The organism is Pseudomonas sp. TWI628 (assembly GCF_039673865.1).
In the GTDB taxonomy this organism is placed as follows: Bacteria; Pseudomonadota; Gammaproteobacteria; order Pseudomonadales; family Pseudomonadaceae; genus Aquipseudomonas.
Window position 1 is genome coordinate 134,641 of the sequence record NZ_JBDJMM010000014.1, and the last position, 24,461, is coordinate 159,101.

At 63.2% G+C, this 24,461-nt stretch carries 25 protein-coding genes; 14 read left to right on the top strand and 11 right to left on the bottom strand.

Annotation, left to right across the window (positions count from 1 at the left end):
* Positions 1-9: 9 nt before the first annotated feature.
* The 7 genes from ABE528_RS13090 (at position 10) to hisC (ending at position 5,836) form a co-directional block, all read left to right on the top strand.
* Positions 10-657 (top strand): ABC transporter substrate-binding protein, encoded by a 648-nt coding sequence (locus ABE528_RS13090; protein WP_152956748.1) that lies wholly within the window; start codon positions 10-12, stop codon positions 655-657.
* Positions 654-956: an STAS domain-containing protein gene (locus ABE528_RS13095; RefSeq protein WP_152956749.1), complete on the top strand. Its 303-nt coding sequence runs from the start codon at positions 654-656 to the stop codon at positions 954-956. Before ABE528_RS13090 ends, ABE528_RS13095 begins: the two co-directional genes overlap by 4 nt.
* 118 nt (positions 957-1,074) lie before the next feature.
* On the top strand, positions 1,075-1,314 hold the full coding sequence (locus tag ABE528_RS13100; protein WP_003255121.1) for a BolA family protein: 240 nt from the start codon (positions 1,075-1,077) through the stop codon (positions 1,312-1,314).
* Between the two features lie 23 nt (positions 1,315-1,337).
* Complete coding sequence (gene murA, locus ABE528_RS13105; RefSeq protein WP_054885959.1) at positions 1,338-2,603, top strand: UDP-N-acetylglucosamine 1-carboxyvinyltransferase; 1,266 nt, start codon at positions 1,338-1,340, stop codon at positions 2,601-2,603.
* Positions 2,604-2,696: 93 nt separating this feature from the next.
* Positions 2,697-3,332: an ATP phosphoribosyltransferase gene (gene hisG, locus ABE528_RS13110; protein WP_103445556.1), complete on the top strand. Its 636-nt coding sequence runs from the start codon at positions 2,697-2,699 to the stop codon at positions 3,330-3,332.
* A gap of 126 nt (positions 3,333-3,458) precedes the next feature.
* On the top strand, positions 3,459-4,784 hold the full coding sequence (gene hisD / locus ABE528_RS13115; protein WP_152956750.1) for a histidinol dehydrogenase: 1,326 nt from the start codon (positions 3,459-3,461) through the stop codon (positions 4,782-4,784).
* A gap of 2 nt (positions 4,785-4,786) precedes the next feature.
* On the top strand, positions 4,787-5,836 hold the full coding sequence (gene hisC, locus ABE528_RS13120; RefSeq protein ID WP_152956751.1) for a histidinol-phosphate transaminase: 1,050 nt from the start codon (positions 4,787-4,789) through the stop codon (positions 5,834-5,836).
* Between the two features lie 55 nt (positions 5,837-5,891).
* On the opposite strand, the gene ABE528_RS13125 is transcribed toward hisC, so the two are convergent.
* Positions 5,892-7,082, bottom strand: coding sequence for an alkaline phosphatase family protein (locus tag ABE528_RS13125; protein WP_346653201.1), 1,191 nt, complete (start codon positions 7,080-7,082; stop codon positions 5,892-5,894).
* A gap of 156 nt (positions 7,083-7,238) precedes the next feature.
* Here ABE528_RS13125 and ABE528_RS13130 point away from each other — a divergent pair, with 156 nt between their 5' ends.
* The 4 genes from ABE528_RS13130 to ABE528_RS13145 all read left to right on the top strand — a co-directional run bounded on the left by ABE528_RS13130 (position 7,239) and on the right by ABE528_RS13145 (position 10,043).
* A complete protein-coding gene (locus ABE528_RS13130) occupies positions 7,239-7,889 on the top strand; it encodes a FadR/GntR family transcriptional regulator (RefSeq protein WP_346653191.1) in 651 nt (216 codons plus the stop codon).
* Between the two features lie 13 nt (positions 7,890-7,902).
* Entirely contained in the window at positions 7,903-9,183 is a 1,281-nt protein-coding gene (locus tag ABE528_RS13135; protein WP_346653192.1) for a CynX/NimT family MFS transporter, read from the top strand.
* A 77-nt stretch (positions 9,184-9,260) separates the two neighbouring features.
* Positions 9,261-9,731 (top strand): nuclear transport factor 2 family protein, encoded by a 471-nt coding sequence (locus ABE528_RS13140; RefSeq protein ID WP_152956754.1) that lies wholly within the window; start codon positions 9,261-9,263, stop codon positions 9,729-9,731.
* A gap of 18 nt (positions 9,732-9,749) precedes the next feature.
* Positions 9,750-10,043 (top strand): GIY-YIG nuclease family protein, encoded by a 294-nt coding sequence (locus ABE528_RS13145; protein WP_152956755.1) that lies wholly within the window; start codon positions 9,750-9,752, stop codon positions 10,041-10,043.
* Here ABE528_RS13145 and yejK read toward each other — a convergent pair whose 3' ends face one another.
* Positions 10,044-11,051, bottom strand: coding sequence for a nucleoid-associated protein YejK (gene yejK, locus ABE528_RS13150; RefSeq protein WP_152956756.1), 1,008 nt, complete (start codon positions 11,049-11,051; stop codon positions 10,044-10,046). It lies immediately after the preceding gene.
* A gap of 393 nt (positions 11,052-11,444) precedes the next feature.
* On the opposite strand from yejK, the gene ABE528_RS13155 reads away from it, so the two are divergent.
* Positions 11,445-11,726 carry an HU family DNA-binding protein gene (locus tag ABE528_RS13155; protein ID WP_027920195.1) on the top strand — a complete coding sequence of 94 codons (282 nt, stop codon included), beginning with the start codon at positions 11,445-11,447 and terminating at the stop codon, positions 11,724-11,726.
* A 51-nt stretch (positions 11,727-11,777) separates the two neighbouring features.
* On the opposite strand, the gene rlmF is transcribed toward ABE528_RS13155, so the two are convergent.
* From rlmF to ABE528_RS13180, 5 genes are all read right to left on the bottom strand, one after another.
* Positions 11,778-12,728: a 23S rRNA (adenine(1618)-N(6))-methyltransferase RlmF gene (gene rlmF / locus ABE528_RS13160; protein ID WP_346653193.1), complete on the bottom strand. Its 951-nt coding sequence runs from the start codon at positions 12,726-12,728 to the stop codon at positions 11,778-11,780.
* A 103-nt stretch (positions 12,729-12,831) separates the two neighbouring features.
* Complete coding sequence (locus ABE528_RS13165) at positions 12,832-15,678, bottom strand: valine--tRNA ligase (RefSeq protein ID WP_346653194.1); 2,847 nt, start codon at positions 15,676-15,678, stop codon at positions 12,832-12,834.
* 146 nt (positions 15,679-15,824) lie between these two features.
* Positions 15,825-16,196 carry a DNA polymerase III subunit chi gene (locus tag ABE528_RS13170; RefSeq protein ID WP_152956759.1) on the bottom strand — a complete coding sequence of 124 codons (372 nt, stop codon included), beginning with the start codon at positions 16,194-16,196 and terminating at the stop codon, positions 15,825-15,827.
* Between the two features lie 5 nt (positions 16,197-16,201).
* Positions 16,202-16,630, bottom strand: coding sequence for a DNA polymerase III subunit chi (locus ABE528_RS13175; RefSeq protein ID WP_152956760.1), 429 nt, complete (start codon positions 16,628-16,630; stop codon positions 16,202-16,204).
* A 50-nt stretch (positions 16,631-16,680) separates the two neighbouring features.
* Positions 16,681-18,174 carry a leucyl aminopeptidase gene (locus tag ABE528_RS13180; protein WP_152956761.1) on the bottom strand — a complete coding sequence of 498 codons (1,494 nt, stop codon included), beginning with the start codon at positions 18,172-18,174 and terminating at the stop codon, positions 16,681-16,683.
* A gap of 289 nt (positions 18,175-18,463) precedes the next feature.
* Here ABE528_RS13180 and lptF point away from each other — a divergent pair, with 289 nt between their 5' ends.
* The gene (gene lptF, locus ABE528_RS13185) at positions 18,464-19,579 is read left to right on the top strand and encodes an LPS export ABC transporter permease LptF (RefSeq protein ID WP_152956762.1); all 1,116 of its coding nucleotides are present in this window, start codon (positions 18,464-18,466) and stop codon (positions 19,577-19,579) included.
* Entirely contained in the window at positions 19,572-20,633 is a 1,062-nt protein-coding gene (lptG, locus tag ABE528_RS13190; protein ID WP_346653195.1) for an LPS export ABC transporter permease LptG, read from the top strand. The genes lptF and lptG overlap by 8 nt, the downstream gene beginning before the upstream one ends.
* 48 nt (positions 20,634-20,681) lie before the next feature.
* On the opposite strand, the gene ABE528_RS13195 is transcribed toward lptG, so the two are convergent.
* From ABE528_RS13195 to ABE528_RS13210, 4 genes are all read right to left on the bottom strand, one after another.
* Positions 20,682-21,170 (bottom strand): RDD family protein, encoded by a 489-nt coding sequence (locus ABE528_RS13195; RefSeq protein ID WP_346653196.1) that lies wholly within the window; start codon positions 21,168-21,170, stop codon positions 20,682-20,684.
* Positions 21,171-21,261: 91 nt separating this feature from the next.
* Complete coding sequence (locus ABE528_RS13200; RefSeq protein WP_016392187.1) at positions 21,262-21,471, bottom strand: cold-shock protein; 210 nt, start codon at positions 21,469-21,471, stop codon at positions 21,262-21,264.
* A gap of 357 nt (positions 21,472-21,828) precedes the next feature.
* Positions 21,829-22,950, bottom strand: a complete 1,122-nt coding sequence (gcvT, locus tag ABE528_RS13205; protein WP_346653197.1) for a glycine cleavage system aminomethyltransferase GcvT — start codon at positions 22,948-22,950, stop codon at positions 21,829-21,831.
* Between the two features lie 27 nt (positions 22,951-22,977).
* Entirely contained in the window at positions 22,978-24,354 is a 1,377-nt protein-coding gene (locus ABE528_RS13210) for an L-serine ammonia-lyase (RefSeq protein WP_346653198.1), read from the bottom strand.
* Positions 24,355-24,461: the final 107 nt, after the last annotated feature.

Genomic DNA, 24,461 nt, shown 5'->3' on the forward strand with positions numbered 1-24,461 from the left:
GGAGTTTCCATGATTTCGATCCTGCGACGTGGCTTGCTGGTGCTGCTGGCGGCCTTCCCCCTGATGGCCCTTGCCGCGCAGTCGCCGCACGAGGTGGTTCAAAGCACCACTACCGAGCTGCTCAGCGACCTGAAGGCCAACAAGGAGCAGTACAAGGCCAACCCCAACGCCTTCTACGATGCGCTCAACCGCATCCTCGGCCCGGTGGTCGACGCTGACGGCATCTCGAAAAGCGTCATGACCGTCAAGTACTCGCGCAAGGCCACCCCTGCGCAGATGCAACGCTTCCAGGACAACTTCAAGCGCAGCCTGTTCCAGTTCTATGGCAATGCGCTGCTGGAGTACAACAACCAGGGCATCACCGTCGATCCGGCCAAGGCCGATGACGGCAAGCGCGCCAGCGTCGGCATGAAGGTCACCGGCAACAACGGTGCCGTGTACCCGGTGCAGTACACCCTGGAAAACCTCGGTGGCGAGTGGAAGGTGCGTAACGTCATCGTCAACGGCATCAACGTTGGCAAGCTGTTCCGCGACCAGTTCGCCGATGCCATGCAGCGCAATGGCAACGACCTGGACAAGACCATCGACGGCTGGGCCGGCGAAGTGGCCAAGGCCAAGGAAGCTGCCGACAACTCGCCAGAGAAGACCGTCAAATGAGTGAGGCCGCTGTGACCATGGCCGAGCCGGGCCTGTTGTGCCTGGCCGGCGAACTGGATTACCGCAGCGGGCCGGCCCTGCGCAAGCAGGGCAAGGCACTGATCGGCGCCTGCCGTGAATCGCGTCTGGTGCTGGACTGCTCGGCTGTAGCGCGTTCCACCAGTGTTGGTCTGTCGCTGCTGCTGGCGTTCATCCGTGACGCCCAGGCCGCCGGCAAGGCCGTCGAGGTACGCGGCATGCCTGACGACATGCGGGAAATCGCCGGGGTCTATGACCTCGATGAGGTGCTGGCAAGCTGATGGCTTGGCAGTGATGAGAGGCCCCTCGGTCGCGCGCCCTTTCGTTGGGCTTCGCAGGCGAGGGGCTTTTTTGTATGATGGCCGACCCGTGCGCATCGGGCGCCGATTGAGGTTGAGCATGCAGGCCGTAGAAGTTAAGAGCTTCCTTGAAGAGAAATTGCCGGGATCCCGGGTCGAAGTTGAAGGCGAAGGCTGCAACTTCCAGTTGAACGTGATCAGCGACGAGTTGGCTGGCCTGAGCCCGGTCAAACGTCAGCAGGCGATCTATGCTCACCTGAATCCGTGGATCGCCAATGGCAGCATCCATGCGGTAACCATGAAATTTTTCAGCAGCGCAGCCTGGGCTGAGCGCACCTGAGCCAACTTGGCGGCGAGACACCAATGGACAAACTGATTATTACTGGCGGCGCTCGTCTTGATGGCGAGATCCGTATTTCCGGCGCGAAGAACGCGGCCCTGCCGATCCTGGCGGCGACCCTGCTGGCCGATGGCCCGGTCACCGTGGGCAACCTGCCGCACCTGCACGACATCACCACCATGATCGAGCTGTTCGGGCGCATGGGCATCGAGCCTGTGATCGACGAAAAGCTGGCGGTGGAAATCGACCCGCGCACCATCAAGACCCTGGTAGCCCCTTACGAGCTGGTCAAGACCATGCGCGCCTCGATCCTGGTGCTCGGCCCCATGGTCGCGCGCTTCGGTGAAGCCGAAGTGGCACTGCCAGGTGGCTGCGCCATCGGTTCGCGCCCGGTCGACCTGCACATCCGTGGCCTTGAGGCCATGGGGGCGAAGATCGAAGTCGAAGGCGGCTACATCAAGGCCAAGGCGCCTGAAGGCGGCCTGCGCGGCGCGCACTTCTTCTTCGACACCGTCAGCGTGACCGGTACCGAGAACATCATGATGGCCGCTGCCCTGGCCAAAGGCCGCAGCGTGCTGCAGAACGCCGCGCGCGAGCCTGAAGTGGTCGACCTGGCCAACTTCATCAACGCCATGGGCGGCAAGGTCCAGGGCGCTGGTACCGACACCATCACCATCGATGGTGTCGAGCGCCTGGCTTCGGCCCACTACCGTGTCATGCCTGACCGTATCGAGACGGGCACCTACCTGGTCGCCGCTGCCGTGACCGGCGGTCGCGTCAAGGTCAAGGACACTGACCCGACCATCCTCGAAGCCGTGCTGGAGAAGCTCAAGGAAGCGGGCGCCGACCTGACCACCGGTGAAGACTGGATCGAGCTGGACATGCACGGCAAGCGGCCAAAAGCCGTCAACCTGCGCACTGCCCCGTACCCGGCGTTCCCGACCGACATGCAGGCGCAGTTCATCTCGCTGAACGCCATCGCCGAAGGCACTGGCGCGGTCATCGAGACGATCTTCGAAAACCGCTTCATGCACGTGTACGAAATGCACCGCATGGGCGCGCAGATCCAGGTTGAAGGCAATACCGCGATCGTCACCGGCGTGCCGGCACTCAAGGGTGCTCCGGTGATGGCCACCGACCTGCGTGCATCTGCCAGCCTGGTGTTGTCGGCGCTGGTCGCCGAAGGCGATACCCTGATCGACCGCATCTACCACATCGACCGTGGTTACGAGTGCATCGAAGAAAAACTGCAGATGCTCGGCGCGAAAATCCGCCGCGTACCGGGCTAGTTGCCCGCTGGCACACGGACGTGCCATTCGAATTGAATGCGGTCGGGCTGTAGCAGCCCGGCCGGCAGTAGCCGCTTAAGGACCGACGTTCCAATGTTGACCATCGCGCTTTCCAAAGGCCGTATTCTCGACGATACCCTGCCGTTGCTGGCCGAGGCCGGTATCGTGCCGACCGAGAATCCGGACAAGAGCCGCAAGCTGATCATCCCCACCACGCAGGACGACGTGCGCCTGCTGATCGTGCGTGCCACCGACGTGCCGACCTATGTCGAGCATGGTGCCGCCGACCTTGGTGTGGCTGGCAAGGACGTGCTGATGGAGTACGGCGGCCAGGGCCTGTACGAGCCACTGGACCTGCAGATTGCCAAGTGCAAGCTGATGACCGCCGGCGTGGTCGGCGCACCCGAGCCCAAGGGCCGCCTGCGCGTCGCCACCAAGTTCGTCAACGTGGCCAAGCGTTACTACGCCGAACAAGGCCGCCAGGTCGACATCATCAAGCTGTACGGCTCGATGGAGCTGGCGCCGCTGATCAACCTCGCCGACAAGATCATCGACGTGGTCGACACCGGCAACACCCTGCGCGCCAATGGCCTGGAGCCCCAGGACCTGATTGCCACGATCAGCTCGCGCCTGGTCGTCAACAAAGCCTCCATGAAGATGCAGCATGCCCGCATCCAGAGCCTGATCGACACGCTGCGCAAAGCGGTCGAATCGCGACACCGCGGCTGACATCTGCGCGCGGCCTTTGCTGTCGCGCCCGTCTATCCGCGTCATAGCCATTTTTCTCGGGTGCCCGCGCGGATGGACTGGTAGCCTAGGGCGCCTGAGCATTCGCTAATAATCGAGGCCCTCGCCATGACCGTGTCCACTGCAATTGCCCGTCTCAACGCTGCTGATCCGGATTTCGCCCGACATCTGGATCATCTGCTGAGCTGGGAAAGTGTGTCCGATGACGCGGTCAACCAGCGCGTGCTCGACATCATCAAGGCCGTGCGCGAGCGCGGTGACGCCGCGCTGGTGGAATTCACCCAGCGCTTCGACGGTGTTGACGCCAAAAGCATCGATGAGCTGATCCTCGGCCGCGAGCGCCTGGAGCTGGCCCTGACCCGCATCACCGACGCCCAGCGTGAAGCCCTGGAGAAAGCCGCCAACCGCGTGCGCCTGTACCACGAGCGGCAGAAGCAGGACTCCTGGCAGTACACCGAAGCCGACGGCACCGTGCTCGGCCAGAAGGTCACCCCGCTGGACCGTGCCGGCCTGTACGTGCCGGGCGGCAAGGCGTCGTACCCGTCGTCGGTGCTGATGAATGCGATTCCGGCCAAGGTCGCCGGCGTCACCGAAGTGGTGATGGTGGTACCGACCCCGCGTGGCGAAGTCAACGAGCTGGTGCTGGCCGCGGCCTGCATCGCCGGTGTCGACCGGGTGTTCACCGTCGGTGGCGCCCAGGCCGTTGCCGCCCTGGCCTATGGCACTGAAAGCGTGCCGCAGGTAGACAAGATCGTTGGCCCGGGCAACATCTATGTGGCTACCGCCAAGCGCCACGTGTTCGGCCAGGTCGGTATCGACATGATCGCCGGCCCGTCGGAAATCCTCGTGGTGTGCGACGGCCAGACCGACCCGGACTGGATCGCCATGGATCTGTTCTCCCAGGCCGAGCACGACGAAGATGCCCAGGCCATCCTGGTCAGCCCGGATGCTGCGTTCCTCGACCGCGTCGCCGCCAGCATCGACAAGCTGCTGCCGACCATGGAGCGTGCCGAAATCATCGAGAAGTCGATCAACGGCCGTGGTGCGCTGATCCAGGTGCGCGACATGCAGCAGGCCATTGAAGTCGCCAACCGCATCGCCCCCGAGCACCTGGAACTGTCGGTCGCCGACCCGCAGGCCTGGCTGCCGCAGATCCGCCACGCTGGCGCGATCTTCATGGGCCGCCACACCAGCGAAGCACTGGGCGATTACTGCGCCGGCCCCAACCACGTGCTGCCGACTTCCGGCACCGCGCGCTTCTCGTCGCCGCTGGGGGTGTACGACTTCCAGAAGCGCTCGTCGATCATCTTCTGCTCCGAACAGGGCGCATCCGAGCTTGGTCACACCGCTTCGGTCCTGGCCCGTGGCGAATCGCTGACGGCCCACGCCCGCAGTGCTGAATACCGTATCCTGACCCAAGACAAGGGGAACTGAGCATGAGTCGATTCTGGAGCCCCTTCGTCAAGGCGCTGGTGCCTTACGTGCCGGGCGAGCAGCCAAAGCTGGCCCGCCTGGTCAAACTGAACACCAACGAGAACCCTTATGGCCCGTCGCCCAAGGCGCTGGAAGCCATGCGCGGCGAACTGAACGACAACCTGCGCCTGTATCCGGACCCGAACAGTGACCGGCTCAAGCAGGCAGTGGCCGAGTATTACGGCGTCACCACGGCCCAGGTATTTGTCGGCAACGGTTCGGACGAGGTGCTGGCGCACATCTTCCACGGCCTGTTCCAGCACGATCGCGGGCCGCTGCTGTTCCCGGATGTCAGCTACAGCTTCTATCCGGTCTACTGCGGCCTGTACGGTATACCGTTCGAGCAGGTGGCGCTGGATGAGCAGTTCCAGATCCGCATCGCCGACTACGCCAAGCCCAACGCCGGCATCATCTTCCCTAACCCCAACGCGCCAACCGGCTGCCTGCTGCCGCTGCAAGCAATCGAGCAGCTGCTGCAAGCCAACCGCGACTCGGTGGTGGTGGTGGATGAAGCCTACATCGACTTTGGCGGCGAAACCGCCATCAGCCTGGTGGAGCGCTACGACAACCTGCTGGTGACCCAGACCCTGTCCAAGTCGCGTTCGCTGGCCGGGCTGCGAGTCGGGCTGGCCGTCGGCCATCCGGACCTGATCGAGGCCCTGGAACGGATCAAGAACAGCTTCAACTCCTATCCGCTCGACCGCATGGCCATCGTCGGTGCAGCGGCGGCGTTCGAAGACCAGGCCTACTTCGAGGAAACCTGTCGCAAGGTGATCGACAGCCGTGAAACGCTGGTCGAGCAGTTGGTGGCAAAGGGCTTCGAAGTGCTGCCCTCGGCGGCCAACTTCATCTTCGCCCGCCACCCGCAGCAGGATGCCGCGCAACTGGCGGCGCGCCTGCGTGAGCAAGGGGTGATCGTGCGCCACTTCAAGCAGGAGCGAATCGCTCAATTCCTGCGTATTACCATCGGCACGCCAGAGATGAACCAGGCGTTGGTCGACGCGCTGAACTGATCGCGGCGAACTGCAGGGGCGAGTGAGCTCGCTCCTGCAGGCTATGCCCCGCACATCAGTTGCTGCTGTCTTCGATGACGAATGCCTTGTTGAGCGGTCGGGTGCGCACCGCGACCGGTGTGTCGTCCAGCACAAGCACGTAATCGTTGGCCTGGCGCATGCCTTCCGGGTCAGTCCATTGCTGCAGGTAGGCCTGTACACTCGCGACTACCTGGCCATTTCTGTGAATGGTCACGGTGCCTTGTGCGTCGCTGTTCCACAGCAACTTGGCCTCGCCTTCAATGGCCCGTGCCTTGCGTACGCCGGTAGCGCCCAGCAGTGGCGTGCCATCGAGCTTCCATTCTGGCAGCAGGTCGAGCCCCATGTGCCTGAGCACGGTTGGGGCCACCGATGTCTGCGCCGCGTAGCCATACAAGTTGTTGGGCCCCGGGTTGTCCTCTGGAATGCTCGGCTGGTTCAACTCTTCGTTCAGCGGCTTGTTGCTGGCAATGAAGACCGTCTTCTCCTGCTCGGTCACGCCACCATGGCCTGAGCCCTGGTAATCACGTCCGTGGTCGGTGCAGACGATTACCAGCCAGTCCTCCTGCGGGTGCTTGTAGGCACGCTCCTCGACTTTGTCCAGCAGGCGCCCCAGCTTGTCATCGGCTTCACGCAGGGCGAACTGGTAGGCCGGGCCGAAGCCACTGGCGTGGCCGGCTTCGTCGGGTTCGTCGAGCTGGATGAAGGTGAGGTCGGCAGGCGTGTTATCGAGGATGTCCAGGGTCCGGGCGGTGACCTGCTCATCGCTCAGGCCGCTTTCGCGCACATTGTTGCCTTGCGCGTCCTCCAGCAGGTAGGCCGTATTGATCGGCGACCAGTTGACGACACTGGAGAGGTAGGCGTTTGGCAGGGCATCACGCAGCCGTTTGAACAGGCTGGGGAACCCAGGGTCGACCCGCAACGATTCGGCATTGGAAATGACCCCATGCTTGTTGGCCCATACGCCGGTGAGCAAGGTCATCCAGCCGGGGCCACTGATGGTCGACTGTTCGCTGGCACGGCCGCTGATACCGCCGGCGTAGGCTTTGCCGTAGAACAGGCGCTTCTGCAGGTTGGTCTCGCCGCCCAGTTGTTCATAGTGCTGCAATTGCACACCGTCCATTCCGATGATGAGCGTCTTGGGTTGCATTGGCGGTTGTCTGGCGTCGCACCCTTTGAAGAGCAGGGCGAGCAGCAGGCCGGCGGTTATCAGGGCAGTCAACCGCAATACTTTGAACAGGGACATGGAACGCGCCTTGAGGAAATCGTGCCAAGCGTTGCAACAAGGCGCTCGGCTGACAACTGGTAGAAATGCCAGTTGAATTGAAGTAAGGAAGGCGTTCCATTAAGCTTTGCGAATTCATCGGATGATTGGTTGAGTGAAATGAGCAGCGAATTGACCAAGCGCTCCCTGGTCGAACTGGCGGTCGAACGCATGCGTGAGCGCATCCTGCAAGGCGACTGGCATGTCGGGCAGCGCCTGCCGACCGAGCCGGAACTGGCGCTGGAGCTGGGCATCAGCCGCAATACCGTGCGTGAAGCCATGCGCGTGCTGGCATTCAGTGGCCTGGTGGAAATCCGCCAGGGTGACGGCAGTTACCTGCGCACCTGCCAGGACCCGCTGCAGGCCGTACAGGCCATGTCACGCTGCACCCTGGAGCAGGCCCGCGAAACACGCCACATCCTCGAATCCGAGGCGATTGGCCTAGCGGCGTTGCGCCGTACCGACGAGGACCTGCAAGGCCTGCGCGCAGCATTGACGGGCAGTGCCGAGCATTTTCACGGCGATGTCGATGCCTATGTCAGCTGTGATCTGGTATTTCACCAACGCCTGATCGACGCCGCGCACAACCCGGCATTGAGTGAGCTGTATCGTTATTTTTCCGGCGTGGTGGCCGCAGCGCTGCAACACAACATGGCGACCGTGCCACGCAGCCAGGCGACCTTCGACCTGCACGGGCAGATTCTCCACGCCATCGAACAACGCGATCCGGAGCGGGCCAAGGCCTTAAGCCGGACCCTCATCGAATCCTGAAGACGAGAAGGCCATGGCTGAACCATTGACCCGAGACGCGCCTGCCCGCGAGCGAGAACTGGAAGAACTGCTGATCGACGCCGAGGCCGACGATGCCCAGGTGCAACAACAGCCGCCGGCCATGCAGCGGCCCTGGCTGTTGCTGCTGGGCCTGGTGCTGGTGGCATTGAACCTGCGCCCGGCGTTGTCGAGCATGGCGCCGGTGCTCGGGCAGGTTTCTGCCGGGCTGGGCCTGAATGCCTCCGAGGCCGGCCTGCTGACCACCTTGCCGGTACTCTGCCTGGGGCTGTTCGCACCACTGGCGCCCGTGCTGGCGCGGCGCTTCGGCAGCGAGCGGGTGATCCTGGGCATCCTGCTCACCCTGGCGCTAGGGATCGTGGTGCGCAGCGCCCTGGGGGCTGTCGGCGTGTTCATCGGCAGCGTCATGGCCGGGGCCAGCATCGGCATCATCGGTGTGCTGTTGCCCGGTATCGTCAAGCGCGACTTCCCGCAGCATGCGGGCACCCTGACCGGGGTCTACACCATGGCCCTGTGCCTGGGGGCGGCCATGGCGGCAGGGGCTACCGTGCCGCTGACTCAGCACTTCGATGGCAACTGGGCCCTTGGCCTGGGCTTCTGGATGCTACCGGCGCTCCTGGCCATGCTTGTCTGGTCACCGCAAGCGCGCCAGGGCCACGGCCTGCACAAGGTTGCCTACCGGGTGCGCGGGCTGTGGCGTGACCCGCTGGCGTGGCAGGTAACGCTGTACATGGGGCTGCAATCTTCGCTGGCGTACATCGTCTTTGGCTGGTTGCCGTCGATCCTCATTGGCCGTGGCCTGAGCCCGACCGAAGCCGGCCTGGTGCTGTCTGGCTCGGTCATCGTGCAGTTGATCAGCTCGCTGAGCGCGCCTTGGCTGGCGACCCGCGGCAAGGACCAGCGGCTGGCCATCGTGATCGTGATGCTGGTGACCTTGGCGGGGCTGTTCGGTTGCCTGTATGCCCCCATCGACGGGCTGTGGGGCTGGGCAGTGCTGCTGGGGCTGGGGCAGGGCGGTACTTTTGCCCTGGCGTTGACCTTGATCGTGCTGCGTTCGAAGGATGCCCATGTGGCGGCGAACCTGTCGAGCATGGCGCAGGGGGTGGGTTATACCCTGGCGTCCATGGGCCCGTTTGCGGTTGGCCTGGTGCATGACCTGACCGGCGGCTGGGCGGCGGTGGGCTGGATTTTCGCGGTGCTGGGTGTCGGGGCGATTGTCTTCGGGCTTGGTGCTGGGCGGGCTTTGCATGTGCAGGTGAGCAGTGAAAAACTCTGATCCTGAGGCAGGCACTGGCATATGCCGATGGGGGAGATTATCGTGCAGCTTCCCACACCCAGGACGGATCTGCTTCCATGACTGACGCCAACCGCGACCTGATCACGCGCTTCTACCAGGCCTTCCAGCGCCTGGACGCCGAGGCCATGGTGGCCTGCTACAGCGACGACATCGTCTTCAGCGACCCGGTGTTCGGCACCCTGCGCGGCCGTGACGCAGGTGACATGTGGCGCATGCTCACCACCCGCGCCAAGGATTTCTCGCTGACCTTCGACCAGGTCCGTGCCGACCCGCGCAGCGGCTGCGCGCACTGGGTGGCAACCTACCTGTTCAGCCAGACCGGCCGCACCGTGGTCAACGACATCCAGGCGCGCTTCGTCATTCGCGATGGGCTGATCTGCCAGCATGACGACAGCTTCGACCTGTGGCGCTGGTCGCGTCAGGCGCTGGGAGCACCCGGGCTGTTGCTGGGTTGGTCGCCGATGCTGCAGAACAAGGTGCGCCAGCAGGCTTTCAAAGGGCTGCGCGCGTTCCAGCAGGCGAGCTGAGCGGTTAAGCTGTCGGCCATGAACATCGTCAACGAAATCGCCGAAACCGCGCTGTGCAAACCGTGGTACGTGTACCTGGTGCGGGCTGCCAATGGCTCGCTGTACTGCGGTATCAGTGATGACCCGCAGCGGCGTTTTGCTGCCCATCAGAAAGGCCAGGGGGCCCGCTATTTCAAGACCAGCCCGGCGCAGGCGCTGGTCTATGTCGAGCAGTGGCCGGACAAGGGCGAGGCGCTGCGCCAGGAGCGCCTGGTGAAGAAGTTGCGCAAGTCGGCCAAGGAGGCGCTGGTCGCCTCCTATGTGGCCGTCTGATCAGTCCTTGCGGCGCTTGAGCTGATCCACCAGGGTGGTCGGCAGGCCTTTGATGATCAGGGTGCCGGCGGCCTCGTCATACTCCACCTTGTCACCCAGCAGGTGCGCTTCGAAGCTGATCGACAAACCTTCGGCACGCCCGGTGAAGCGGCGGAACTGGTTGAGGGTGCGTTTGTCGGCGGGGATTTCCGGCGACAGGCCGTAGTCCTTGTTGCGGATGTGGTCGTAGAACGCCTTCGGGCGCTCCTCGTCGATCAGGCTCGACAGCTCTTCCAGGGTCACCGGCTCACCCAGCTTGGTCTGGGTGGTGGCGTACTCGACCAGGGTCTGGGTCTTCTCGCGGGCGGCTTCCTCAGGCAGGTCTTCGCTTTCGACGAAGTCGCTGAAGGCCTTGAGCAACGTGCGCGTCTCGCCCGGGCCGTCGACGCCTTCCTGGCAGCCGATGAAGTCACGGAAGTAGTCCGACACCTTCTTGCCGTTCTTGCCCTTGATGAACGAGATGTACTGCTTGGAGTTCTGGTTGTTCTTCCACTCGGACAGGTTGATACGCGCCGCCAGGTGCAGCTGGCCAAGGTCGAGGTGGCGCGACGGTGTCACGTCCAGCTCGGCGTTCACCGCCACGCCTTCGCTGTGGTGCAGCAGGGCGATGGCCAGGTAGTCGGTCATGCCTTGCTGGTAGTGGGCAAACAGGATGTGGCCGCCGGTGGAGAGGTTGGACTCTTCCATCAGCTTTTGCAGGTGTTCGACCGCTACCCGGCTGAACGCGGCGAAGTCTTTTTCGTCTTCCAGGTACTGTTTCAACCAGCCGCTCAGCGGGTAGGCACCGGACTCGCCGTGGAAGAAGCCCCAGGCCTTGCCTTGCTTGGCGTTGTAGCTGTCGTTGAGGTCGGCCAGCAGGTTTTCGATGGCGTCCGATGCGCCCAGCTCGGTATCCCGTGCATGGAGCACGGCGGGGCTGCCATCGGGCTTCTTGTCGATCAGGTGAACGATGCAATGACGGATTGGCATGGAATTCTCGGTGAGTCTGGGGCGGCCATAGGCCGCGCTGCAAAAGTCGTCCAGTTTACCCCAGACAACAGGCGCTGCAGTGGCCGGATGTTGGCAGAAATGCCGGTTGTTCGTTTTTTGTTCAAAATTGTGGGCTTTCGGCTAAAACCCCCGAAAAACCTGCACTAAATCGAAGCGGGTAGCGGATATTTATCCATTCCTGTGTTAGCTTTGCGCCGTCTTGCGCACCTTGTGTGGCGCATTGCTGGCAGCGTGCTCATACCGTGTCGAACCAAACGCCGATTTGCGCATCTACATGCGCGATTGGCGCGGCCCTCCAGAACTCAGGGGCTGGCCCGATAACGTCGTAGAACGCTGCATAACCACTGAATTAGATAGGGAAGGAACACCACCATGGCATTGACCAAAGACCAACTGATTGCCGATATCGCTGAAGCCATCGACGCGCCAAAAACCACCGCTCGTAACGCGCTGGAGCAGCTGGGCCAGATCGTTGCCGACCAACTGGAAAACGGTGCTGAAATCACCCTGCCAGGCATCGGCAAGCTGAAAGTCTCCGAGCGTCCTGCCCGTACCGGCCGTAACCCTTCGACTGGCGCTGCCATCGAAATCGCTGCCAAGAAAGTCGTCAAGTTCGTTCCGGCCAAAGGCCTGACCGACGCCGTCAACAAGTAATCTGTTGACGCATTGACGAAACCGCGCCCGGCTTGCCCGGGCGCGGTTTTTTCATGCCTGCGATTTGCGCCGGGCGTGCCAGGCCTGGCGTGCGCTGTCGTCGTGGAAGCTCCAGGCGACCATGCGGCTCTGCTTCTGGCCCTGGCCCATCTCGGCGATGCGCACGGCCTTGGCGCCGGCCTTCTTCAACGCCGCCTCGATGCCAGGCAGGTTGCTGGCCTTGGACACCAGGCTGGTGAACCACAGCACCTGCTGTGCGTACTGCGCGCTTTCGTCGACCAGCTGGGTGACGAAGCGGATCTCGCCGCCCTCGCACCACAGTTCGTTGTTCTGCCCGCCGAAGTTGAGCACCGGCAGCTTGCGCTTGGGGTCTTGCTTGCCGAGGTTCTTCCACTTGCGCTGGCTGCCACGGGTGGCCTCTTCGCGTGAGGCATGGAAGGGCGGGTTGCACAGGGTCAGGTCGAAGCGCTCATTGTCTTGCAGCAAGCCGCTGAGGATGTGCTTGCGGTTGGCTTGCTGGCGCAGGCTGATGCCCTTGCTCAAACCGTTGGCCTGGACGATGGCCTTGGCCGAGGCCAGCGCCACCGGGTCGATGTCCGAGCCCAGGAAGCGCCAACGGTAATCGCTATGGCCGAGCAGCGGGTAGATGCAGTTGGCGCCTACGCCGATATCCAGCGCACGAACCTGGGCCCCTCTGGGCACCTCGCCAGCGTTGTCCTCGGCTAGCAGGTCGGCGGCCACATGGATGTAATCGGCGCGGCCGGGGATTGGCGGGCACAGGTAATCGGCAGGGATGTCCCAGTGCTGGATACCGTATTGGGCCTTGAGCAGGGCACGGTTGAACACCCGCACGGCTTCAGGGTTGGCGAAGTCGATGCTGGGTTTGCCGTGGGGGTTGGTGATGGTGAAGCGGGCCAGATCAGGGTGGGCCTTGATCAGGCTGGGGAAGTCGTAGCGGCCCTGGTGGCGGTTGCGCGGGTGCAGGGTGGGTTTGTCGGTCATGGTAGGGTCCTGAAAAAGCTTCGCCGGCAAGTCGGCTCCCACAGGACGGTACCGTACCTGTAGGAGCCGGCTTGCCGGCGATGGGCCTTAGCTGCGCTTTAGATTACAGCGCTGCAATCCGCGCATGCTGCTCGGTGAAGTTGGCCAGGGCCTGCTCGGACTCGGCCAGCTTGGCGCGCTCCTTCTCGATCACCGCAGGCGGTGCCTTGTCGACGAAGGCGGCGTTGGACAGCTTGCCGCCCACGCGCTGGACTTCACCTTGCAGGCGCTGGATTTCCTTGCTCAGGCGAGCCAGCTCGGCGTCCTTGTCGATCAGGCCAGCCATCGGCACCAGCACCTGCAGGTCGCCAACCAGTGCGGTGGCCGACAGCGGTGCTTCGTCGGCATCGCCGAGCACGGTGAACGATTCGACCTTGGCCAGCTTCTTCAGCAGGGCTTCGTTTTCCTGCAGGCGACGCTGGTCGTCGGCGTTGGCGTTCTTCAGGAACAGCGGCAGTGGCTTGCCTGGGCCGATGTTCATCTCGGCGCGGATGTTGCGCAGGCCGACCATCAGCTCCTTGAGCCACTCGATATCACCTTCGGCGGCGGCATCGATGCGGCTTTCATTGGCCACCGGCCATGGCTGCAGCATGATGGTCTTGCCTTCGATGCCGGCCAGCGGCGCGATGCGCTGCCAGATTTCTTCGGTGATGAACGGCATGAACGGATGCGCCAGGCGCAGTGCCACTTCCAGCACGCGCACCAGGGTGCGACGGGTGCCACGGGCGCGCTCGACCGGGGCGTTCTCGTCCCACAGTACCGGCTTGGACAGCTCCAGGTACCAGTCGCAATACTGGTTCCAGATGAACTCGTACAGCGCCTGGCTGGCCAGGTCGAAGCGGAACTGCTCGAGCTGGCGGGTCACTTCGGCTTCGGTGCGCTGCAGCTGCGAGATGATCCAGCGGTCAGCCAGCGACAGCTCGTAGGCTTCGCCGTTCTGGCCGCAGTCCTCGCCCTTGTCCAGCACGTAGCGGGCGGCGTTCCAGATCTTGTTGCAGAAGTTGCGGTAGCCTTCGACGCGGCCCATGTCGAACTTGATGTCGCGGCCGGTGGAAGCCAGCGAGCAGAAGGTGAAGCGCAAGGCGTCGGTGCCGTAGCTGGCGATACCTTCCGGGAACTCGGCCTTGGTCTGCTTGGCGATCTTCTCGGCAAGCTTGGGCTGCATCATGCCGCTGGTGCGTTTTTCCAGCAGGGCATCGAGGGTGATGCCGTCGACGATGTCCAGCGGGTCGAGCACGTTACCCTTGGACTTGGACATTTTCTGGCCTTGGCCATCGCGTACCAGGCCGTGCACGTACACGGTCTTGAACGGTACCTGCGGGGTGCCGTCTTCGTTCTTGATCAGGTGCATGGTCAGCATGATCATGCGCGCAACCCAGAAGAAGATGATGTCGAAGCCGGTCACCAGCACGTCGGTGCTGTGGAACTTCTTGAGGAACTCGGTCTGCTCCGGCCAGCCCAGGGTGGAGAAGGTCCACAGGCCCGAGCTGAACCAGGTGTCGAGCACGTCGTCGTCCTGGCGCAGTTTCACATCGGCACCGAGGTTGTGCTTGCTGCGCACTTCTTCCTCGTTGCGGCCGACATAGACCTGGCCGGCCTCGTCGTACCAGGCCGGGATGCGGTGGCCCCACCACAGCTGGCGGCTGATGCACCAGTCCTGGATGTCACGCATCCAGGAGAAGTACATGTTCTCGTACTGCTTGGGCACGAACTGGATGCGGCCATCTTCCACGGCTTCGATGGCAGGTTCTGCCAGCGGCTTGGTCGAGACGTACCACTGGTCGGTCAGCCATGGCTCGATGACGGTGCCCGAACGGTCGCCTTTCGGCACTTTCAGGGCGTGATCGTCGATGCTCACCAGCAGGCCCTGGGCGTCCAGGTCGGCAACGATCTGCTTGCGCGCGACGAAGCGGTCGAGGCCGGCGTACTGGGCAGGCAGGCTGGTATCGAGCTGCTCGTTGACGCTGCCGTCGAGGTTGAAAGCTTGGGCGGCAGGCAGCACCAGGGCGTTCTTGTCGAAGATGTTCAGCAGCGGCAGGTTGTGGCGCTTGCCGACTTCGTAGTCGTTGAAGTCGTGGGCCGGGGTGATCTTCACGCAGCCGGTGCCGAACGCCGGGTCGCAGTAGTCGTCGGCGATGATCGGGATGCGGCGGCCGACCAGCGGCAGTTCGACGAACTTGCCGATCAGGGCCTGGTAGCGCTCGTCGGTCGGGTTGACGGCAACGGCGGCGTCACCCAGCAGGGTTTCCGGACGGGTGGTGGCGACTACCAGGTAGTCCTTGCCTTCAGCGGTCTTGGCGCCGTCGGCCAGCGGGTAGCGCAGGTTCCACAGGTGGCCTTTTTCGTCGTGGTTTTCCACTTCGAGGTCGGAAATGGCCGTGTGCAGCTTGGTGTCCCAGTTGACCAGGCGCTTGCCGCGGTAGATCAGGCCGTCTTCGTGCAGGCGCACGAAGGCTTCTTTAACGGCTTCGGACAGGCCGTCGTCCATGGTGAAGCGCTCGCGGCTCCAGTCGACCGACGAACCCAGGCGGCGGATCTGGCGGCTGATGTTGCCACCCGATTGATCCTTCCATTCCCAGACTTTTTCCAGGAACTTCTCACGGCCCAGGTCGTGACGGTTCTGGCCCTTGGCTTCGAGCTGGCGTTCGACCAGCATCTGCGTGGCGATACCGGCGTGGTCGGTACCTGGCTGCCACAGGGTGTCGCGGCCCTGCATGCGGCGGAAACGGATCAAGGCGTCCATGATCGCGTTGTTGAAGCCGTGGCCCATGTGCAGGCTGCCCGTCACGTTCGGTGGCGGGATCATGATGGTGTAGGACTCACCTGCACCTTGTGGAGCGAAATAGTTTTCGGACTCCCAGGTGTTGTACCAGGAAGTTTCGATGGCGTGCGGCTGGTAGGTCTTATCCATGCGCGGCGGGACCCTGTGCATTTATTCGGGAAAGCCGAAAAGTATAACGAAGGCACGGGGTTTAGGCGACAGGGGCGGACAGAAGACCGCGAATTGCTGTTGCAGCGGCCTGGTGGCGCGAAAAGGGCGCAAAGCGCCCTCAAGGTTTACTCGGAACGCTTGATCAACCGCTCGATCCGAGCATCCAGGCGGCGCTTGATCTCGTTCTCGATATGCGGGGTAAAGTCGTTGATCACGTCCTGCATGATCATCTGCGCGGCAGCGCGCAACTCGCTCTCCAGGTGCAACAGCGTGTCCTGGCGGCGGGTCTGCGGATCATCCTCGGGCTCAGCGGCCACAGGCTCGGCTTCAGGCGCAGGCGCCGTGTTACCTGCGGGCACATCGAGCAACAACGGAATCTGCTCGACGGTTTCGGTCAGCAAGGGCGGCTGCAGGTCGGCATCGCCGAGCAATTGGCGAATCGACTCCAGATCGTCCAGCAGATGAGCGGAATCGGGTAGGGCGGAAGGCTTGTCCATCGTCGTTAAAGTCGCTGTAAGCGGTGGTCTTGCAGAGCATAGCCCTGTTCACGGTAGAAACGGAACCGCTCGCGAGCCGATTGGCGAATGCCGGGCTCCTCGACAACGATCTCGGCAACCCGCTCGAACTGGCCGACGAACCCCGGCACACCGGCACCCAGGTTGATCAGCAGGTCACGGTGCTCGCCGGCATCGTCGGCAAGGCCCAAGGCTACCGTGGCATCCGCGTGGGCTTCGGCCAGGTCGTGCGGCACAAAGGTTTCGCCCTTGAAGCGCCACAGGCGTTGATCCAGTTCGGCACGCTGTTCGGCGTCCTGGCAATGCAGGTAGACCCGGTGGCCAAGGCGCCAGGCCTTCTCGCACAGCTTGCAGGCGAAATCCAGCCGCGCCGACAGCGAGTCGGTGGGCAGGATATAGAAATCGACTTTGCTCATGGTGTGCTCTGCCAGCCAGCGACGCCAGGGGCGCCGCCAGCTTCACGGCATCAGGCGCCGGCGCGGTCGAGCAGGTACTGGGTCAGCAGCGGGACCGGGCGACCGGTAGCGCCCTTGTCTTTGCCGCCACTGATCCAGGCCGTGCCGGCGATGTCCATGTGCGCCCAGTTGTAGGCCTTGGCGAAGCGCGACAGGAAGCAGCCAGCGGTGATGGTGCCGGCCTTTGGCCCACCGATGTTGCCCATGTCGGCGAACGGGCTGTCCAGTTGCTCCTGGTACTCGTCGAACAGCGGCAACTGCCAGGCACGGTCATCGGCACGTTTGCCGGCGTCGAGCAGTTGGCCGACCAGCTCGTCGTTGTTGCCCATCAGGCCCGACGTGTGGCTGCCCAGGGCGACGATGCAGGCGCCAGTCAGGGTGGCGATGTCGATCACTGCCTGCGGCTTGAAGCGCTCGGCGTAGGTCAGGGTGTCGCACAGCACCAGGCGGCCTTCGGCGTCGGTGTTGAGGATTTCGACGGTCTGGCCACTCATGGTGGTGACGATGTCGCCCGGACGGGTGGCGCCGCCGCTCGGCATGTTCTCGGCGCAGGCCAGCAGGCACACCAGGTTGATCGGCAGTTGCAGTTCGAGGACGGCGCGCAGGGTGCCGAACACGCTGGCGGCGCCGCACATGTCGTATTTCATTTCATCCATGCCGGCGCCTGGCTTGAGGCTGATGCCGCCGGTATCGAAGGTGATGCCCTTGCCCACCAGCACGAACGGCTTGTCGGCCTTCTTGCCGCCCTGGTAGTTGAGCACGATCAGGCGTGGCGGCTGGTCGCTGCCCTGGCCCACGGCATAGAACGCGCCCATGCCCAGGTCCTTGATCTTCTTCTCGTCCAGCACTTCGACCTTCAGGCCCTTGTGGGCCTTGCCCAGTTCCTTGGCCTGCTCGGCCAGGTAGCTTGGGTGGCACAGGTTAGGCGGCAGGTTGCCCAGGTCGCGGGTGAAGGCCATGCCGGTGGCGATGGCGCTGGCGTGCTTGACGGCGCGCTCGACCTCGGCCAGGCCGGCCTTGTCGGCCAGCAGGGTGACCTTCTTCAGGGCGCGCGGTTCAGCCTTCTGGCTCTTGAAGCGGTCGAACACATATTCGCCGTCGAGCAGGGTCTCGGCCAGCAGGCGGTATTTGCCGTAGTGGGCGTCACGGTTGCTGACCGCGATGTCGTCCAGGGCCAGCACGGCATCGCCGCCGTTCAGGCCCTTGAGCACGCCGGCCACGCTGGCGACCAGTTTGCGCCATGCGCGGTCACCGAGGGCTTCGTCCTTGCCGCTGCCGACCAGCAGCACGCGCTCGGCCTTCAGGCCCGGCACGTTCTGCAGCAACAGGGTCTGGCCAGGCTTGCCGGCAAGGTCGCCACGCTTGAGCACTGCGCTGATGGCGCCTTCACAGGCTTGGTCGACGGCCTTGGCAGCGGTACCGAGCTTGCGCCCTTCACCGACCGGTACGACCAGAGTGGCGGTTTTTACGGATGCAGCAGCTACGCTTTTTACAACCAGTTCCATGTCAGGGTCCCCGAATGATCTATGCAGTTGGCGCTATGCGTTTTCGCGCTCTGGACGGGCCTGGCCGCGTTGCCGCGTGCCAGTGGAAAAGCTGCCAGTTTGAGCCTCCCGCAAGCGTGCTGACAACCCCGATGTTGGCCTTCATGCGCCGCCAAGTGACAGGCGCGGCCAATCACAGGATAATGCGCGCACTTTACATGGAGGTTCGCCCTAGGCGAACCGGCTTTGGTCCTGGCTGTCACAGGCCAATGTTTGGCAGTCCGCCCCTGACAACCCAGGAGTGTCTGGTTTGATCGTCTTTCGTTATCTGTCCCGCGAGGTCCTGGTGACCTTGAGCGCCGTCAGCGCCGTGCTGCTGGTGATCATCATGAGCGGGCGCTTCATCAAGTACCTGGCCCAGGCGGCCCAGGGCATCCTCGACCCGGGTGTGCTGTTCCTGATCATGGGCTTCCGCATGCCAGGTTTCCTGCAGCTGATTCTGCCGCTGGGCCTGTTCCTCGGCATTCTCCTGGCCTACGGCCGGCTGTACCTGGAAAGCGAAATGACCGTGCTTTCGGCGACCGGCATGAGCCAGCAGCGTCTGCTGGGCCTGACCATGGCGCCGGCGGCGCTGGTCGCCCTGCTGGTTGCCTGGCTGAGCCTGAGCCTGTCACCGTTGGGCGTTGCCCAGGTGCAGAAGATCGTCGCCCAACAGGACGCCATGACCGAGTTCGACACCCTGGTGCCGGGCCGCTTCCAGACCCTGCGCGATGGTTCGCGGGTCACCTACACCGAGCAGCTGTCGGACGACCGCGTCAAGCTGGCCGGGGTGTTCATTTCCGAGAAGCGCTTCAACCAGGACAAGACCAAGGACCGTGCGCCTTCGGTACTGGTCGCCGAACGAGGCCATCAGGAAATACAGGCCGATGGCAATCGCTACCTGGTGCTGGAGAACGGCTACCGCTACGACGGTAACCCGGGCCAGGCCGATTACCGTGCCATCAAGTACGACACCTATGGTGTCTTGCTGCCCAAGCCTGAAGTAGCCGAAGACGTGACCGATCGCGAAGCGATCCCGACCCTTGAGCTGTTCGGCAAGACCGACCTGCGCGAGCGTGCCGAGCTGCAATGGCGCCTGTCGCTGCCGATCCTGGTGTTCATCGTGACCTTGATGGCAGTGCCACTGTCCAGGGTCAACCCGCGCCAGGGCCGCTTCCTCAAGCTGCTGCCGGCAATTCTTCTGTACATGGCTTACCTGACAATGCTGATTTCCGTACGCGGCGCCCTGGAGAAGGGCAAATTGCCGATTGGCCTGGGCATCTGGTGGGTGCACGGCCTGTTCATGCTGATTGGCCTGGCCCTGATGTACTGGGAGCCGCTGCGCCTGAAAATGGCTGCCCGTCGTGCGGAGGTGGCCCATGGCTAAGCTCGACCGCTACATCGGCATGAGCGTGCTGCTGGCCATCCTTGCCGTGCTGGGGATCATCCTCGGCCTGGCCTCGCTGTTTGCCTTCATCGACGAGATGGGCGAACTGAGCGATACCTACACCTTGCTGGACGCGGGTAATTTCGTCCTGCTGACAGCACCTCGGCGCCTGTACGAAATGCTGCCGATGGCGGCGCTGATTGGCTGCCTGATCGGCCTGGGCAGCCTGGCCAGCAACAGTGAACTGACCATCATGCGCGCCGCTGGTGTTTCCATCGGGCGCATCGTCTGGGCGGTGATGAAGCCGATGCTGGTGCTGATGCTGGTCGGCGTGCTGATTGGCGAATACGTTGCCCCGGTGACCGAGAACAAGGCCCAGGCCGACCGTTCCCTGGCCCAGGGTGGTGGTGAAGCGCAAAGCTCCAGGCATGGCATGTGGCACCGTCAGGGCGAGGAGTTCGTGCACATCAACTCCGTGCAGCCCAATGGCCTGCTGCTGGGTGTGACCCGCTACACCTTCGACAGCGAGCGCAAGATCCAGACCTCGAGCTTTGCCCGGCGTGCCCAGTACAACGACGACCACTGGACGCTCAGCGACATCAATACCACCTTCTTCCGTGGCGACCACACCGAAGTGGTGAAGACGCCGACCGAGCGCTGGGACGTTTCGCTGACCCCGCAACTGCTCAATACCGTGATCATGGCCCCTGAGTCGTTGTCGATCACCGGGCTGTGGGACTACATCCACTACCTGTCCGACCAGGGCCTGAACAACGCCCGTTACTGGCTGGCGTTCTGGACCAAGGTGATGCAGCCGCTGGTGACCGCAGCGCTGGTGCTGATGGCGATTTCCTTCATCTTCGGCCCACTGCGTTCGGTTACCCTCGGCCAGCGCGTGTTCACCGGTGTGCTGGTGGGCTTCGCGTTCCGTATCGGTCAGGACCTGCTGGGCCCGTCGAGCCAGGTGTTCGGCTTCCCGCCGCTGCTGGCGGTGGTGATCCCGGCGGGCATCTGTGCCTTGGCTGGCGTGTGGTTGTTGCGTCGGGCTGGTTGACGGCTTGAGCAGCTGAAAAAGCCGACCCAAGGGTCGGCTTTTTCGTGCCTACTTTTTCTGCTTCGGCAACCGCACCAGCTGGGTTTCCGAATAGATGTCGTGCCAGCCGCGTTTGCGCTTGTCGATCAGCGACCAGAAGAACCCGAGCCCCAGGCACAGCCAGGAAGCAATCGACACCACGAAGCGCAACAGTGCCTGCCACAGGCTGATGGCGCTGCCATCGGCGTTCTGCACGCGCACGCCCCACACCTGCATGCCCAGGGTCTGGCCGCCATGGGTCCAGAACTTGGCAAAGAAGCCGAACAGGGCGAACAGTAGAACGGTGGACAGCAGCGGGTCGCCATCCAGCGCGCCGGCTTCGGTCAGTTCACGCATGCGCGTTTCGCCGATGATCGCCATCTGGATCAACTTGTAGGCACCGGCGGTGACGATCAGCAGCGCCGTGCACAGCAAAAAGTCGTAGAACATCGCCGCCAGGCGTCGGCCGAGGCCGACCGGTGGGAAATCTCCCTGGGGGGAGAGCAGAGGCTTGGACATGCAGAACAGCTCCGAATGGCGAAGCCACTATTCTACGGGCAAAAAAAAGCCCCTGCACATGGCAGGGGCTTTTTAGGAGTCTGGCTTGTGCTTAGACAGGCTGGACTTTGTCAGCCTGCATGCCTTTCTGGCCTTGGACTGCTTCGAAGGTGACCTTCTGGCCTTCTTTCAGGCTCTTGAAGCCGTTACCTTCGATGGCACGGAAGTGCACGAACAGATCCGGACCGCTTTCTGGGGTGATGAAACCGTAACCTTTTTCGTCATTGAACCACTTGACGGTACCGTTCTGACGCTCAGCCATTGTCTTATTTCCTATGAAGCTTAAATTTTGATGACAGTTTCTTTCACGTTATATATGAGTGAAAGAGTACTGGGCTGGGTTGCAGGAAAGTAAGAGACGTCGAACGGGTTGTAGCAAATCTCGGCTACTGGCCCAGGTCACGAACTGTTGCGACCCATGCAAACACAGTGCGTTGACTCTACGCCAACTCCCGCGAAAAAAACAAGCCCTTGGTCGTATAGAAAATTGGCGTTTTGCCGATAACCGACAAATTTGTCGGAAACGGCGTGGCGCCTGGCCTGGCGCCATGTTCAAAAGTTATTGGGCAGGTTCGAAATCGAATATGTGCAGCCTGCCCGCAAACCTCAGGCCGTGCTTTCAACCCCGGTAGTAACGCTGTGCAACGAAAGGCATTTTACTGACTTTCAAGGCAACCTTCTTGCCGCGTACCAAGGCAAACAGAGCGGTGTCGATTGCACTGTGTTCGATATCGACATAGCCCATCGCAACAGGGGCGCCGAGTGTCGGGCCGAAACCGCCGCTGCAGACTTTGCCCACAGTTTTATCGAACGCATCAACAATATCCGCACCTTCACGTACGGGCGTACGTTCTTGTGGCAACAGGCCCACCCGTTTGCGCGCTACGCCTTGTTGCTGCTGAGCAAATACCGCCTCGGCACCCGGGAAGCCACCGGCACGGCCACCGTCGGCGCGACGGACCTTGGAGATTGCCCAGAGCAGGCTGGCTTCGATCGGCGTAGTGGTGGTGTCCATGTCGTGGCCATACAGGCACAGGCCGGCTTCCAGGCGTAGCGAGTCGCGGGCACCCAGGCCGATAGGCTGCACCTCAGGCTCGGCCAGCAGGCGACGCGCCAGGGCTTCGGCAGCGCCGACTGGCACCGAGATCTCGTAGCCGTCTTCGCCGGTGTAGCCCGAACGGCTGACGAAGCAGTCTTCACCCAGCAGGCTCACCGGGCGGAACTGCATGAAGGTCATGCCGGCCACTTCCGGCGCCAGGCGCTCCAGCACCTTGACCGCCGCCGGGCCTTGCAGGGCGAGCAGGGCGCGTTGCTCGAACAAGGGCTGCACGTCGCAACGGCTGCCGATGTGCGCTTGCAGGTGGGCCAGGTCCTGATCCTTGCAGGCGGCATTGACCACCAGGAACAGGGTGTCGTCACCGAGGTTGGCGACCATCAGGTCGTCGAGGATGCCGCCCTGCTCGTTGGTGAACATGGCATAGCGCTGCATCCCCACCGGCAGGTCGATGATGTCCACCGGTACCAGCGATTCCAGGGCCTTGGCTGCATCGGCGCCACGCAGGACGATCTGGCCCATGTGCGAGACGTCGAACAGGCCGGCTTGCTCGCGGGTATGCAGGTGTTCCTTGAGCACGCCCAATGGGTACTGCACCGGCATGTCGAAGCCGGCGAACGGCACCATGCGCGCGCCCAGCTCCAGGTGCAGGGCGTGCAGCGGGGTCTTTTGCAGTGTTTCGGACATCGATGACTCCTTGGTTTTTTTGTCGGTTCAACATTCGATGATGTTGACGGCCAGACCGCCGCGGGCGGTCTCCTTGTATTTGCTTTTCATGTCGGCGCCGGTCTGGCGCATGGTGCGGATAACCTTGTCGAGCGACACGTAGTGCTGCCCGTCGCCACGCAGGGCCATGCGCACGGCATTGATGGCTTTCACCGAACCCATGGCGTTGCGCTCGATACAGGGCACTTGAACCAGGCCGCCGATGGGGTCGCAGGTCAGGCCGAGGTTGTGTTCCATGCCGATTTCAGCGGCGTTTTCCACTTGCTGTGGGGTGCCGCCCATCACTTCGCACAGGGCGCCTGCGGCCATTGAACAGGCCACACCGACCTCGCCCTGGCAGCCGACCTCGGCGCCGGAAATCGAGGCGTTTTCCTTGTAAAGGATGCCGATGGCGGCAGCGGTGAGCAGAAAACGCACCACGCCGTCCTCGTTGGCGCCAGGGACGAAGCGCATGTAGTAGTGCAGCACTGCCGGGACGATGCCCGCCGCGCCGTTGGTCGGTGCGGTGACCACACGCCCGCCGTAGGCGTTTTCCTCGTTGACTGCCAAGGCGTAGAGGTTGACCCAGTCGAGGACTGACAGGGCATCGCGCAGGCTGGCTTCCGGGTGGCGGCTGAGCTGCCGGTACAACGCCGGCGCGCGGCGCTTGACCTTGAGCCCGCCGGGCAGGATGCCCTCATGGCGGTAGCCGGCCTCGACGCAGTCCTGCATGACCTGCCAGATGCGTAGCAGCCCGGCGCGGGTCTCGGCCTCCGGGCGCCAGGCCGCCTCGTTGGCCAGCATCACCTGGCTGATCGACAGGTGCTGCGCGGTGCAATGGCCGAGCAGTTCCTTGGCGGTCTTGAACGGGTAGGCCAGCACGCTGCTGTCCTCGACGATGCGGTCCTGGCCGGCAGCGTCTTCGTCGACCACGAAACCGCCGCCCACCGAGTAGTACTCGCGGCTGCGGATTTGCAACCCGGCGGCATCGAAGGCGCGAAAGATCATGCCGTTGGGGTGATAGGCCAGTGGCTTGCGGATCATCGCCAGGTGCTGCTTCTCAACGAAGGCGATGGTCTGTTCACCCAGCAGGCTGAGCTGGCCGCTGGTGCGGATGGCCTGCAGGCGGGCGGGAATGGACTCGGTGTCGACGGTATCCGGGTGCTCGCCTTCCAGGCCGAGCAATACCGCCTTGTCACTGCCGTGGCCTTTGCCGGTGGCGCCGAGTGAGCCATACAGCTCGGCCTTGACGCAAACGGTGCTGGCCAGCAGGCCATCGCGGCGCAGCCCTTCGGCGAAGCGCGTGGCGGCGCGCATCGGGCCGACCGTGTGGGAGCTGGAGGGGCCGATGCCGATCTTGAACAGGTCGAAGACGCTCAGTGACATGGGAACCTCCTGCCAATTTGTTTGGGCGGGCGCTGGAGCTTGTGGGAGCGGGGTTTAACGCCCAAACCAAGGTGGGGTTTATGTCGGAGTCGCGGGGAAAACCCCAC